The following is a 14,529-nucleotide window of genomic DNA, read 5'->3' on the forward strand; positions in this document are numbered from 1 at the left end:
AACACGATACAATTTGTCAACAGCATACGAAACACTTGTCCGCCTGATCTTGCCCGAGGGGCTTTTGGAATACTTTGAACTTACTGATGTCCGCTCCTCTGAAAGCGGCCAATTGAACATTTACCTTGAGGAAAAGAATCTTGCGCCCGCAGGCTATGACAAGCAACAACTGGAGTCAAAAGGTTTCTTACCGGAGACAGCTATCCAGGATTTTCCTATCCGGGGCCACAAAGTAGCTCTTTGCATTAAAAGACGCAGATGGGAAGTTAAAGCAAGTGGTGAGATCATCACAAGGGACTGGAACTTAGTTAGAAAAGGAGCGCGAATGACAACGGAATTCGGCACTTTTTTAAAAGGTATATTTGGATAATAATCCGATTAGCTGTCATTTGTTAGGGCGGCTATATACAGTTGATGGCAAACAGCTACAGCAGCAATACAAAGACTTTCTGAGCGATTTTCATAGCTGGGATCAAAAAGAACATGCAGATGAATGGATGCTGTTTGAACAAAATATCGGGCCATCGCTAAGCATAGATGAAACAGCATTGAGCAATGGCGAGCTCTATACCATTATCACCAATAAAGAAGCTAAAGGTGGCAAGAAAGCAATTGTAGCTATGCTAAGGGGCACACAAACGGAGCAGATCATAAAAGTTATCGAACGCATACCGCTACGTAAAAGGAACAAGGTGAAAGAAGTGACGATGGATATGGCGGCAAACATGATCAAAGCCATCCGCAGGTGTTTTAGCAATGCCAGTCGTGTGATCGACAGATTCCATGTACAAAAGTTAGCCTATGATGCCGTGCAGGAAGCTCGTATAAAATATCGTTGGGAAGCGCTGGATGCAGAAAGCAATGCTATTGAACAAGCCAGGCAAAACAAGCAATCTTATCAGCCCGAAATATTCAGCAATGGCGATACGTTAAAACAATTGCTTGCCAGAAGCCGCTACCTGTTGTTTAAACATGAGTCCAGGTGGACCATCTCACAAAAAGAAAGAGCCGGTCTGCTTTTTCCAAGATACCCGGAACTGCTCAAAGCGTATAAACTGGCCATCGGGCTGGGCAATATATTCACCATCTGCAAAAGCAAGCAGATCGCCTTTAAAAGATTGGCGCTGTGGTATAATCATGTTGAGGAATCTGGGATTGACGCCTTTAAAACCGTGGCAAGGTCCGTTCATCAACATTATGAATCTATCCTGAACTTCTTTGACAATAGAAGCACAAATGCCTCTGCCGAATCTTTTAATGCCAAGATCAAAGCTTTCAGAGCGACTTCCAGAGGCGTTAGAGACACTACTTTCTTCTTATTCAGACTCGCTAAAATCTATGCTTGACTTCTACTCCCCCCAACTTTTCGTCATGATCCCAATTATTCCCCTTGATCCAGTATTTGCTTTGCAGGCCCTGTTTTACCTATGTTGTACCTGTAAAGAAAAATGCCTTGTAAGTATTTGACTTACAAGGCATTATCTTCATTTTTCGTGATCCCGCTGGGACTCGAACCAGTAGAGATAAAGCTCTTATTATCAGTGACTTGCAAAGTCAAATTTTAGTTGTATACCGCGAAGTATACCGAATGTTTTAGTTCAATTTAATGCTGCTTAGAGGCATTAACACCCAAATATACGAATTAATTCCCGAACATAAGGTATTTTATTGAAGAAACCACCTATAAAAGCGGCGACCGTTTTGAGCATTGACCTCCCTTAAATCTTTCGAATGCACAATTTTTCATTAATTTTAGGGATGTTCAAAAAAGGTTAAATATGTACGCGGGTATTAATCAAAAGGCTACGCCAATCAGATATTTTTTCCTGATTCAACCAGAAAGGCAGGATCGGTTTCAACGAGCGGTACAGATAGCTTTTTCTGTGTGGGGTGGCGTGAATGCACCTGTTTTTTCTTACTATGGAGAGTTGCCGCCTGCATATCGGTACGAATTTCAGATTGACCTCCCTACACTGGACTATTACAGAAATACGATTGAGAATTTTGATCCTGATACCATTATATACGATGAAGATATTACCGAAGCGGCGGTAAGCGCGATTGCTGGTGAAAGAAAATGTATCAGCATAGAATCTTATTTATCCGAGCTGGATAATAATCGATTCGAGCAGGCAATATCATTCCTGGAGATTGGTGCTTATTTGAAAGAGAAAGAGTTCAAGTTTGTTCGACACGATGATCTTGTTCTGTCCCTGCCCATTTTTCCGGAAAATGAGCTGCTGCTTCGGACTTTCATGGGTGAACTGCCAGAGTTCGTCCGCTCCGAAATGAAAAAGATCTTCAATGATTCCGATGTATTGGAGGAACCCGAAGTTTTCTGGGAGGTACTTGATGAGTACCGCAAAAAGTTAAACATTGATATCATTCAGCTGAACAATTACCGTCTAAGTTCGTGGGTCAATAAACACTATAAAAGAGGCTCAGCCATTTATATTCTGCGGCCGAACCGTCTTCAGGATATTCAGAACTTTTGGAATTTACGTGCTGCGGGCTGGCAGGTTTTGCCGCTTCCTATCGGGCGAACCGAATTGCCGGTCTTAAAAACAATGGTTCAGGCATACACAGAATGGCAAGCCCGGCAGCACAATGGCGACCACGCGATGGTTACCCTTTTAATCGGCTTTGGGTTGACCAGGGAGGCCGTTGACACGGCATGGGGGCATGTGACTCCGGATACAAATGAAATTGGTAAAAAAGTAATGTACGTCTACCAGAGCTTGTTCCCAAGATACTGGTCCACTTACAGGATACAGGATGCGGACATGATCAAAAGCCATATCCCATTTTTCGAAACAGATTATAAGCATTACGAACCTAACGAAGGGCGCATTGAATTTCAACCTTTGGAAGTCCCCTTTACGTCAAAACGCAATCTGTACAGGGAATCTGCTTACAAAATTATTTTTGAGCTGTCTGCTTATGATGAGCAAAGTAGCTTTGCGGAAGTATTGGACGGTATCACCACCCGACAGTTAAGGAATCTTACAGGTGCCTTGGACTTCCGAACCTGGCGGCTATCCAACGCCGGTATTCATAGGTTAATACGAGATGCCGACGATAAAATCCATATCTCTCTTCCTGAATCATTACCATTTTTCAGGTTTTATTTTGCTAATAAGGGTTTCCAGTTAAAGGAAACGGCTAACAGCAAACTCGCAAAGGAAGTGCTGAAAAATATAGGCGGCTTAACTTACGGCAAGTTCTTATTACAAACCGGGCCGTTAAAGATCATTGAATTGTTTGAGGGGGGCAGGGAAATTACGTATCCGCAATTGGTTGCTGAAATCAAACAGCAACTTGGCTTGAAGAAGAAAGAAGAAATAAAAGAATTTATTGAACGCCTGCTGGAACACCGTATCGTGGAAATGGGCGGTATCGTTCAATGCGCTGTTTGTGAGCAGCACGGTTTCTACTTGCCGGTACATATACGGGAAGAAATCACTTGTCCGATTTGCCGAAACGAATTCCCGCTTCCAATGGCCGAACCCAATTCCATTGCGTGGGCATACAGGGGTATCGGGCCATTCACCCGCACTAACAAAGCTGACGGAGTCATGGCAGTTTTTGCCACGCTGGGATTTTTTCACCGGGAATTTGCAGACACCAGCGGAAAGTTGTCGTCTCTGTTTGGTTTTGAACTTGGCCGGAAAAATGAGCCAGCGCCTGCCAAAGAGGTTGACCTTGCCCTTTTGTTGCGAAACAAATATGATGATGACCGCTCCTCCGATCTGTTGTTTTGCGAATGTAAAACCTACAAGCGCTTTACAGAAAAAGATGCGGAACGTATGAAGCTTTTGGGCCAGCAATTCCCAAACTCGGTACTTGTATTTGCCACCCTGAATAATGAGCTGGACGAGGAAGAACGCGTCCTGATCGCCGGACTCGCAAAATATTTCCAGCAGGGCTACGGTGAACGCCCGGTTAACCCGGTGTTGATCCTAACCGGCAGCGAAGTATTGTCGGAAGATTTTGACCAGCTAGCCGCTTATGATCAGCAGCTGAAGCCCTATAACCGATATAATGACCTGCTTGGTTCGTTGTGCGAATTTTCGGTCGCACGCCACCTGACGATTGAAAACTGGTGGGAAATAAAAGACAGAAAATGGCGGGAAGGTATTTTCAGGCGTGGCATGATCCAAAACATCATCCTCGGCCTGAAGGAAAAGGCTTCCATCAAAGCCGGCGCAACAAAATAAAAAAATCAAAATAGCTGCGCAGACCGGCCACCCTTGATTTAAAATAAGTTGTATACACGAAAAGTACACGGATTAAAAATGAAATTTTTTTTCAGCCAGGAAAATCAGCGTTAGCTGAGAAAGAAAACTATTCATCATATAATGTGAAAAATATACGCTCGAGACTTATATCGTAATTCGTTTTAAGATAGGCCGCCAACTTTAACCTGATCATTCTTTGTTTTTTAAACTGTTCGAAATAATACTTAGTACGGTAAACCTTTAACCAGGCGGGTTCAAAAAGCTCGTAATTGAAGCCCGAAAGGTTGGTAAGCCAGTCATAATAATTGTTTGCTCCCCTAAGCACATCAAATTCACCATTGGAAAGGTCGAATCCTTTTTTGAAACACAAATTGATGAACATATCGGTATAGGTGGAACGGTTTTGATTTTGTCCGAATAGCCCACTCACACGAGGATCGGGAAATTTAGGAACGGCAAGCTGCTTAAACTGCTCATAAAAGTCACCTGCAAAAGGCAGGATGTCCATAATTGCTGCCATATAATAATCCTGTATTACAAATTGTTTTTGCAATGACTTTTCGATGGCAGCCTTTACTTTGCGTTGTTCTGTCGTACTCAGAAATTTATAATAGTAGGTGATTACATTCTCCCTGCTTTGCCGCTGTTGATCTTCCGGTTGGAATGTGTCCGCATATAATTGCTTAAATAGAGGCTTTGGCAGTGTAAACCGCACATTGAACTTTTCTATACAACCTGTAAGCAAATAGATGAGGTCTTCTGATCTTAGATCCGGTATAGTGACCGTCATTTCCAGTAATTTCGAGAAGAAAGCGGCTTCAATCTGTGCGGATTTTCGGTCTATTAAGTATTGCAAAGCAGTTATTCCGTCGAAACCTAAGTGCTGGTCCCCGTCAAGGAACTCGATTACCCACTTCATGATTTGATTGACGTCGGCATCTGATAATTTCAGTTGAGCAGCCAAGACCAGCGCATTATTCTGGTAGCGATGGTATTTACGCGTGAAGTCCTGGATACGTCCGTCAGAGTAATTCTTAAAATCCGCTGGTAGCTGTTGGTTTAGCGTGAATAAATTGCCGAGCATTTGAACGAATGAAGTGGAACCGTCCAATTGCTGATAGTCGATTTCTTTCAGGTGGTAAAAGGAGAATCGCTCCCTGAGCGTTTCGGGTTTGGCGTTAAATAAGAGGCGATGAATCAACCAATCATTGAAATGAATGAGCCTTCCCGGCTGTTCCGAATTCATCGCATAGGAAAGATACATGGCATCAACAAACAGGATCGTAACATCCTCAAATTCCAGAAACTCGTCGTAAATGATATAGTTTCCAAACAGAAAGGTATCCAGTTCCGCGTATATGCTGATCATGTCCCTCGCTTGCTGGTTGCTTTGCCTGCCCCCTGACAGTTGACTATAATAATGGTTCCTGATCTTGTGCGCTACGTTCAGACCTTCTTCCGCTGCATTGGTGAAGAATTTATTTTCAGTTATCCAATTTAGTAAAGCTTGATTTTCCGGATTTTTAAAACGTTCGACCGTTTGTTTAAGGTCGAGTTTTTTGATCTTTTCCAGTATGTCGGTGTGTTCATTACCTTCCCAATAATGTTCTTTTATAAATTTCTTAAGCTTCATCAGGTTGAACACGCAGATAACGGCCGAAATACCTGATTTCTCTTTTAAGGCATCCTCGTAAGCGTCCAGAAAGAATTTTGCAGCATCGAGCATGTTGCGCAACTGATAGCTGAGGTAGCCCATTTTCAGCTTTTCCCGGACATTGGATGCCGGTTCTTTTAATGCTGCGATTGCACCGGATATGTCAAAGCGGCGGTAACGGCACATACAGCAATCGCAAACTTTTGAATGTGTGGCCTTTAACGCTACCTCTTTCCTTCGCGTGCGGATGACGTAAATGTAATTCCCGAATAACTGCTCATAAACCGTCTGGAATTTAATGGCGGCATCGGTTACGCCGGAGACTTTAGCAGGATCATTGAATATTACCGTACCATCTTCTGCTACATCGCCAGCCTGGAATAGTTCGACTAATTCTTCATGGTCAGTTTCGAGGTTAAAAGTATGATAATAGCAAAAATAAGTAGCCTGTTTTTTCAGGGGGTAGTTTTTAATCAGCAGATCAACCGGGTAAAACCTCACTTCCTTAAATAAGATCTGAATTAAGTCATATACCTGGTCCAGTAAGTGCTTGCTGCGGTCAATCACGGGCTGGCCGCTATCTAAGACCGGGTGGCGCAAGAACTGCTGATGGCGGTATTGCTGAACCTGCGTCGACGATTTGAGGTCGGACATAAAGCGGGCAAAGTTGGTTACCGTCAATTGGTTACAGGGATCAATATAAAGCGTGATGGATTTTTTCCCTTCCTTTTCAGCAGCTGCTGCCAGGTCGTCCAATCCATCGTCCAGTTGAACCGAATGCCAAAAAATTGATTTGGAGTTATTTTCGACAACGATCAATAACAAGCCGATGTTGATCTGCCTGCGGTAATACCAAACATGGCGTACCTGTATCGGAAAACTAATGAAGCCTTTATTTGCGGTGCTTACCAACCTTTTTACTTTATTGTCAGTACCCTTATTCTGTGTCTTAAATATAAGCAATGAATCACCAGTCGGGCGGTCTTCTAATTCGTGCTCATAATCTATCCCCTTATCGTCCTGGTCTTCGCCGGGGCGGAACCGCCAATACAGATCAGGATTGCTGCGGCTGATCTCCGAAATCATCTCGCCAAAAATCCTGTTCCCGGTTCTTTGGGCTTCTTTCTTTTTATATTCCTCTGCCGAGGGGGTACCTTTTTTGCTTTTCATGAAATATTGTTATCATTTAATAGTTCGGCAAAAAGCTTTGCCTGGATGACTGCGACTAGATGAGGCTTTTCCTCTAAAGGAGCTGCCATTGATGCGATAGCCATCAGATATCCCGGATCATTCCCGCACACATATAATTCCGCCTGTAAAAAGGTCAGCAGGTCAATAGTAATCATCATTTTTGGCTGTATCTGGTTAAGACGCGAACCAGGCAAATGTTGCACACTATGGTTACTGCTTAAAGGCATGATCAGATGTTCCTTGAAAATATTACCTAAACCGCCATTTAATAAAATCAGCGGGTTATCGCCGATCAATGATTTGCCCTGACCGTTTGCCGACTGACTGATGTGCCAACTACCGGGGTCGAACTTCTCGGCTGCCCGTAGCATATCCATTAACGGGCGTCCCATTCGGTACGCTTCTATAAATGCGGGCTCATTTTTGATCTGTTGACTGACATCAGCTGGCGCTGCTGCCCCGGTGCTTTTATCGCAGATCTTTATCCTTAATTTTTCAAGATCACTGGATTTCACATATTCGGCATTTTCCGCATCGGTATTGGGGACGCGCCAATACAATAGTCCGGTGAACATACCCAACTGTATCATATCTTCCGTCGAGGGGTTCCGAAAACCATCGCCGGAAGTGAGCCTTTGATAAACGGTGGCGAAATTATCATCCACATACTGATAAAGGCCCTCAATGAAGTCCGTCGTATTGCCTTTAATGTCGAAGGTGTTCCGGCCGTATTCAAAGAATACCTGCTTAGTGCTTGCCGGGTTTTTCCAAAGCCGTTTTGTTTTGCGGTCATAAACGGCCAGCTTTCCATCACTATTGGCAAAGCCTTTAAGTATGAATTGGGGAATATAATGATGACGGTTAGATAAAGGCATGGCGAACGTGTAAATCATAAAGGTAATTATAATTTTAGTCAATATTTTAAAGCTGCCTGTCAGAACAGGCTAAGCTGTACCATTCCTACCAATGCCTTATCTATATCACGCAAAGTTGCCAGGATAACAGGCTGTTTATCATTCGTAGTGTCAAGTACTGCCTATCCTAGAAACCATTTTTGCTTTTAAGTCGCTTAGTGCAACTGCAAGGGCATCCATGCGATTTTTGAATTGTTTACCATAAACAGACAGCCCATAGCCGCCACCTGCTACTCCGTAGCTGTAGGATATGGCGTATGTCCAGACACCATTTGAACCTTTCCCTAATTTGATGTTGCTGTAATTACCGTAGCGGCAGGTATCACCAAAAGTCAGTTCTTCCTGATCTAAAAATGCGGGGCGTTGAAACCAGCCGTACCTATCAAAGGCAATCTCCATAAAACCGAATTGTAACCCCATGCGGTAAGCATGAACATTCATGGTGATCGCCCTAAATGAGTCGCCGAAACTGCGGAACCAATCTAATTGCTGTTGATCTTTCGCCTGAATGGCAGCGATCATTTCCTGAAAGATTTCGCTTTCATAATGGACCATGTGATTTTCCTTTATGTATGCGGTGATTTGATTTTTTGATTGAAGATTTAATACCAGGCTTTCCATAACATTACATTTTAGTTTTTTAATGCAAGGGTTATAAAAGCACGGTGCGCAGTTGTCAAGGGCCCGGCCTGCGCTGGGTTTCATAAACCCTTGACGGCGGCGCAGGGGGCTTTACCTTTGCGGTTAAGAAACTGAAATGGTTGGAAAGCCTATTAAACGAAAAATAAAGCCACCGTTTATGAAGGAAAAAAAAGCAAAGGCCAGCCAGCCGGTGGGCGCGTAAAATCGGCTGGTAAAGCGCAGCGATACGGACCGATTTGGGTCGCGGGTGGCTAACCGGCGGGCTGGCGTTTGCTGCGCGGCCTGCGGTTTGGTCGGTAAAAGCAGACCTGACCGCAGGTATGGCCGCATTAGCGATGGCAGTGGCATCCTTTTTTAGGAAAAAAAGATATAGCGGACAGCGCGGGCCGAAGGCAATGCCCGACAATAACGAAATAAGCGAATAAAGATGGAAATGTTATATTTACTCCTTATCAACGACCGTAATAACTTTATCCATTATGTATTTTAAATCTACAACTGTTTCGGGGCTATTTGACAGCACGCAAAGGCATTTTATTATCCCGGTTTACCAGCGCGCTTATTCATGGGAAACAGAACAGCTTGATGTTTTTCTGAACGACTTAAAGGAGCAAATCCAGGGCGGCAATAATTATTTCCTGGGCAATATTCTATTGGAGACAATAATTAAAGATGTGGAATATGAAGTGATCGACGGGCAGCAGCGGTTAACCACTTTAATGATCTTTTTCAGGGCCATGATCAGCGTTTTGGCAAGCCGTCAAAAGACGGAGGAAGTTGATATTGATCTTCAAATAAAGGCTTACATTTATTTAAAGGCAGGTGGAAATATCAAACTGCGGCCTGTTGAGTATGACAGGGCCTGTTTTGATGCAGTAATTATTGATGGTAAAAGCGGCTTCGAACCAGCCACACCATCACAGGTAAGGATAAAAAAGGCAAAAGGCCATTTTATAAAAGAACTGGTCAAACTGCCGACTGATACCTTGTTGAAACTTTTTGATAAACTGGAAAGAACGGATATCACAGCAATAGAATTGCAGAATAAAAAGGATTCTGCATTGATGTTTGAGCTTCAAAATAACCGGGGCAAGGACCTGACGAACATGGAAAGGTTAAAATCTTATTTTATGTACCAGATGTATGTTTACAGTCCCGAGGAAGAGACCAACATCAATATTGAATATGTTTCCAACGTTTTCAAAATGATCTACCTGATCATTAATGACCTGAACACCTTAACCGAGGATAATGTGCTAAACTACCATTGCCAGGCCTATGTAAAGGGTTACAGCTATCGTAAGATTGAAGACATCAAGGAAGTACTGCTTGCCTCAAAAGACAAGATCAAATGGATCAAAGACTTTATCAATGAACTGCATACCTCGTTTACCAATATCAAAAAGATGGAGCGATCAAACCTATCCTATCTGAAAGATCTCCGTAAGCTAACGATACCAGGGTTTGTTTATCCGTTTGTTATCAAGGGGTATAAATACCTGGGTAGCGATGAAGAATCGCTTAATCAACTTTACCACATACTTGAAATTGTTGTTTTCCGCTACCGGCTGATCAATTCACGGGCGGACCTCATCAGCAGGCTCAATGAGATTTTGGGTGCGTTTAAAGGCGACCTGGAAAAATTGAGGATGAACTTTAAAAATAAATTTAACGATGCCTGGTACTGGGGTGATTTCAGAATCAAGCAGTATCTTGACGGCTATATGTATAACAGCCGCGTTTTATCTTATCTGCTGTGGAAATACGAAAACTCCATTCAGAACCGAGGTTATCATATTGGCAGCGTCAAGATAACAGATGAGCAAATTGAACATATTTCGCCGCAGACACCTACCAACGGCGATGCGATAGAGAGCGGTTACGATACCAATGCAGACCGCAAATATGAGCAGCCATTTTTAGACGAATATTTGAATTGCCTGGGCAACCTGATGCTGATCTCGCCATCACATAATGCCTCTATTGGAAACGATCCCTTTTCAGATAAAGTAGAATCATATAACGACAACCCCTTATTAAAACAGCAGGCGGAGATAAAAACTTTTGTTGATCCTTCGACGCCTTTTAAGTGGGATATGGCCGCCATTGATCGTAGACATGTTCGCATTGTAGATGGTTTTGCGGTAAAAAAATGGGATTTTGACAGCATCAATATCGGAGAACCTGTGTTAAATTAAACAATGGAATGGAGCAGGCAACTGATAAAATCAAGCTGTCGGAACTGGATGGCCTTTATGGGAGTATTCGAAAAATCAGGGAAAATGTTTTTAAACATGTCCCTATCAGTCAGCTATTAGGATATAACATTACCAATATTGTTTATTATACGCTAAAGCAATTTAATTTTCGAAAGCCGATTCCCCGGGGCGATGTTCCAGCAATTGAAAAAGCCTGTGTTACCATTCTTACCAAGACCACCTATTATATTAAGGGGAAAATCGATCCTGAATTTGAAAGAGAGGGGCCGCCTTATGACCCTATTCAACATTACTTTAAAGAGATATTGGGGTTTAATAAACTTCCGGGGCGGGTATTTGATGAACTGGATGCCTTAGTCCGTGCTGACCTAAAAGAAGTTATGGCGCTTATTGAACGCTATGAGGCAGAGCCGGTCATCAAAACCTACCTGGAAACCGGAGAAAGAAGAAGTCAGCATGAGGGGAAAATCCGGCTGGACTTTTATGAGCGCTGCCTGGCGGAGCGCGACCGGATCGTTAAATACCTGACGAGTGATCTGGAATATCGTGCGCTTTTCAAAGCCACTGAACAAAGTGACCGGCTTTCGAACTCATTAATGATGTTTGATGGTTTCCGCGACAGGCCTTACCGTTGGAGCCAGCCATATCACCTGGAATATTTTGACTATAAAAAAATAAACACATGTCGGCACCGGCTGGACGAAGTTGTTATCCGAAAAATCCCGGCTTTGGAAAAACTATACCAAATCGGCAAAAAAACAACCTTTTACAGCGAACTGCAAAAGCTTTTTCCGATACCTTACCTGTTTGAACAGATATTTAATTTTTACATTCCCCGGAATCCGAAAGTTGCCGAACGCCTGCCTGTATTTAAAGAATTACGTTTGTTGTTTAAAGCAAGACGCTGGTACGGTTTTACTGCTTTGGCCTTAACACAGGTTGAAGGCGTATTTTCTGATATGACTGCCATTATCAATCCCGAAAAGCCATTGAGTTCCCTTTCAAATAAAGTACTTGCGGTGCGGCCCTATTACGAATATCATGAAAGGGTCTTTGATTACTTTGAGTATATACTTCCGCGGATCAGGAACCGTTTTCTTCATTCTGGCAGTATTGGAGACTGGGATTTTAAGATCATCGCTTATGACCTGATCTATGACCTGCACTATATCCTGCGGGTTTTCCTGGAATTGAAAGACAATCAGGTCAAATTAACCAATATGCTGAATGGCGACCTCGTAGATTCAATTTCCAGCCTCGGTGCATTTAACGATCTTTTTGAAATCTTAAAAGAACTGCGGGCAAGGCAAAAAAGCCATCCAAAAAACATGGAACTTAATGAGTTGATGATGCGTTGGGACGACTTTGAAAAAAACACACTGAAAGATTCGGGTACACTGGAATACTTTGCCGATCAGGTATTAACAACCCTAAATGAGCTAACGACTAAATTCTTTGAGACCGTCTATTTTAATACCGGCTGGACAGAAAAACAGATTGACCTGGCGGGCATGAAATCTAAAGAAGTGAAAGAGCAGCTACCGGAAATAAAGGCTGTACTGACAGAATATAGCTGGCATTTTCAGGAACAGGTTAAACAGATCATGGATATGTATGCGTTTTTAAAAGCTTATAAAACTTATTTACCCAGTTTTCCTGCTACTGCAGCTGCCAAACTTAACGAGTTGATTAAACAAGAGAAGGAAAATGAACATACGCCAAAAATGCACCAGATTGCACCCCTCTTTATTGCCAATGCGAAATAACACCTAATTCTATCCGGCAAATCTTAATTTAAAGTTTTATTAACCGCAGCAAATAATTAACGTCGTTATTGCAAAAAAGCAGGTTTTCCCATTGGATATAGATCAGATATTTATTTTCCGGAAGTGTTTATTGAGTTCCCTGACTACGGTATCGAAATCCGGCAGGTCTTTGATCTGGTTTGCCAAGGAACTATTCCAGCGCCCTTTAAAGGAATTGAGTTTAGATTGAACTTTTGCTACAAAATTAGCCGGATCGTGGCCCTTATTTTTGGCTTTTCGCTCAAATTCCTGCCAGACGGCTTTGATATCCAGCTTTTCATATTCAAAGAGATACCAAAGGTCATATAAGTCCCTGGGCTGTGTTCTGCCCATTAATGCGCACATCTTTTCGATGACCACTTCCTCCAGAGGATAACAAAGTATAGAGAAATCGTCACCATCCGAATAATCGATAAACACCGGTTTTTCCACGGGTTCAAATTCCAATATTTCTTTCCTGGTGATATCGACCTTGACCTGCTTGCTGCCTATGCTGCCTCCCAAAGGGCCGGTGTAAACAATATAAAAATTGATGCTGCCGCTTTCGTGTTCTGCGTCCGCTCCAAGTTGAAGGGTGATGTTCGCTTCTTCGGCGATGAAATCAAAAGCTTCCTCAAAGTCGCTGAACAACTGCTCATTCGTTAGGTCGTCATTCAGTAAAGTGAAGTCAAGATCTTCCGAAAACCGGTATTCCGGAAAGTAAACTTTTTTCAGCACGGTACCGCCTTTAAATACCAATATTTTTGATAGCCGCTCGTGACCGGCAATCCCGTATAGTATCCAAGTTAGAATATAATCCTTTTCAATCTGCGTATCACGGACGCCATATTTAAAAGCCCGTTTATGTATTTCAGCCGGTTTTATCATGTCAGTATTGCTCCTTTAATAGTTTCAGCATCCAGATTTTCCTTTATACTCCAGGTGCCTGAATATTTGCCTTCATTGGGAAGTTCAGTATCTAAGGAAACTACCGAGCTGGTTTTAATCTTTAGCAGTTCTTCGCGTATGGGATTTTGAATATCCAATATGTCATGAATATAGCCCAGACGTTTCAATACCGCCTGTGAATCGAACTGTATACAGTATTTGAGCAGCTTTTTATAATCCAGTTTGTTTTGAGCTGCGTGTAACGCCTTGGCGATCTCCACGATACCACCGCTGTATTCCAGTTTGAACAGGCAGTCTATAAATGTTTTTTCGAGGTCCGAACATAAAACTTTATGATAAGAATCGATCCAGGTTTTCTTAGCCCCGAAAAAATGTTTCTGGTTATGATAAATGAACTGAAAATCCACATTTTTAACCTTCATGGTTGATGGCCTTATTTGCTTGTTTACTACGATCATTTCATGGAGTGAAGGCTGGGTGATCAGGCCGTGAATTTGCAGGGCAGAATAATAACCTATGTAGTGGCTCGTATCCCCGCTGAGACACGAGGCCAGTAAGTGCCAGTTTGGAATAAACTGATCCGCATCCTGTTCATAAGGAATAATATAATACGTACCTTTCTTTACCCGCATCAATAATCCGCGTTTAGTCATATCACTAAGCAGCTCCCTTACGGAGGTAGCAGACCCATGCTGTAAAGCGGTCATTGCTTCATCGAAAGTAAAGCATTGCTTATCTTTTTCGATAAACTTTTTAAGCAATAATCCAGACCTGTAGGAAATGATTTTCATCGTTTTGTAGTTCTTACATCAGGTTGAGCCTGATTTTTTTACTACAAAACAAAAGAAAATTACTCAAACTTCAAAATTATTATTCGTTTCATAGTGTTTAAATCAGGTTTAACCTGATTATGTTACTATATAACATCGAAATGTGAAGAAATTCAAAGGTCAAACTTTGGCAAATTTTACCTTTTTT

At 42.5% G+C, this 14,529-nt stretch carries 11 protein-coding genes; 5 read left to right on the top strand and 6 right to left on the bottom strand.

Features of this window, described 5'->3' with window-relative positions:
• Positions 1 to 13 precede the first annotated feature (13 nt).
• The 3 genes from SNE25_RS12855 (at position 14) to SNE25_RS12865 (ending at position 4,217) form a co-directional block, all read left to right on the top strand.
• A complete protein-coding gene (locus SNE25_RS12855; protein WP_321560325.1) occupies positions 14 to 370 on the top strand; it encodes an ISAon1 family transposase N-terminal region protein in 357 nt (118 codons plus the stop codon).
• A complete protein-coding gene (locus SNE25_RS12860) occupies positions 363 to 1,346 on the top strand; it encodes an ISAon1 family transposase (protein ID WP_407667009.1) in 984 nt (327 codons plus the stop codon). The genes SNE25_RS12855 and SNE25_RS12860 overlap by 8 nt, the downstream gene beginning before the upstream one ends.
• A 432-nt stretch (positions 1,347 to 1,778) precedes the next feature.
• Positions 1,779 to 4,217: a hypothetical protein gene (locus SNE25_RS12865; RefSeq protein WP_321565505.1), complete on the top strand. Its 2,439-nt coding sequence runs from the start codon at positions 1,779 to 1,781 to the stop codon at positions 4,215 to 4,217.
• A 127-nt stretch (positions 4,218 to 4,344) separates the two neighbouring features.
• On the opposite strand, the gene SNE25_RS12870 is transcribed toward SNE25_RS12865, so the two are convergent.
• The 4 genes from SNE25_RS12870 to SNE25_RS12885 all read right to left on the bottom strand — a co-directional run bounded on the left by SNE25_RS12870 (position 4,345) and on the right by SNE25_RS12885 (position 8,987).
• Positions 4,345 to 7,062, bottom strand: a complete 2,718-nt coding sequence (locus tag SNE25_RS12870) for a DUF4365 domain-containing protein (protein ID WP_321565506.1) — start codon at positions 7,060 to 7,062, stop codon at positions 4,345 to 4,347.
• The gene (locus tag SNE25_RS12875) at positions 7,059 to 7,976 is read right to left on the bottom strand and encodes a DUF4238 domain-containing protein (RefSeq protein WP_321565507.1); all 918 of its coding nucleotides are present in this window, start codon (positions 7,974 to 7,976) and stop codon (positions 7,059 to 7,061) included. Before SNE25_RS12875 ends, SNE25_RS12870 begins: the two co-directional genes overlap by 4 nt.
• A gap of 132 nt (positions 7,977 to 8,108) precedes the next feature.
• Positions 8,109 to 8,618, bottom strand: coding sequence for a hypothetical protein (locus SNE25_RS12880; protein WP_321565508.1), 510 nt, complete (start codon positions 8,616 to 8,618; stop codon positions 8,109 to 8,111).
• 123 nt (positions 8,619 to 8,741) lie between these two features.
• A complete protein-coding gene (locus SNE25_RS12885; RefSeq protein WP_321565509.1) occupies positions 8,742 to 8,987 on the bottom strand; it encodes a hypothetical protein in 246 nt (81 codons plus the stop codon).
• Between the two features lie 131 nt (positions 8,988 to 9,118).
• Here SNE25_RS12885 and SNE25_RS12890 point away from each other — a divergent pair, with 131 nt between their 5' ends.
• Positions 9,119 to 10,837 carry a DUF262 domain-containing protein gene (locus SNE25_RS12890; protein ID WP_321565510.1) on the top strand — a complete coding sequence of 573 codons (1,719 nt, stop codon included), beginning with the start codon at positions 9,119 to 9,121 and terminating at the stop codon, positions 10,835 to 10,837.
• Positions 10,838 to 10,845: 8 nt separating this feature from the next.
• On the top strand, positions 10,846 to 12,624 hold the full coding sequence (locus SNE25_RS12895; protein ID WP_321565511.1) for a hypothetical protein: 1,779 nt from the start codon (positions 10,846 to 10,848) through the stop codon (positions 12,622 to 12,624).
• A 102-nt stretch (positions 12,625 to 12,726) separates the two neighbouring features.
• Here the strand turns inward: SNE25_RS12895 and SNE25_RS12900 are convergent, their stop codons facing one another.
• Together SNE25_RS12900 and SNE25_RS12905 are read right to left on the bottom strand one after the other, a co-directional pair.
• Positions 12,727 to 13,530, bottom strand: a complete 804-nt coding sequence (locus SNE25_RS12900) for a nucleotidyl transferase AbiEii/AbiGii toxin family protein (RefSeq protein ID WP_321565512.1) — start codon at positions 13,528 to 13,530, stop codon at positions 12,727 to 12,729.
• Positions 13,527 to 14,342: a type IV toxin-antitoxin system AbiEi family antitoxin domain-containing protein gene (locus SNE25_RS12905; RefSeq protein ID WP_321565513.1), complete on the bottom strand. Its 816-nt coding sequence runs from the start codon at positions 14,340 to 14,342 to the stop codon at positions 13,527 to 13,529. The genes SNE25_RS12900 and SNE25_RS12905 overlap by 4 nt, the downstream gene beginning before the upstream one ends.
• Positions 14,343 to 14,529: the final 187 nt, after the last annotated feature.

This window comes from Mucilaginibacter sabulilitoris (assembly GCF_034262375.1).
GTDB classification, from domain to species: domain Bacteria; phylum Bacteroidota; class Bacteroidia; order Sphingobacteriales; family Sphingobacteriaceae; genus Mucilaginibacter; species Mucilaginibacter sabulilitoris.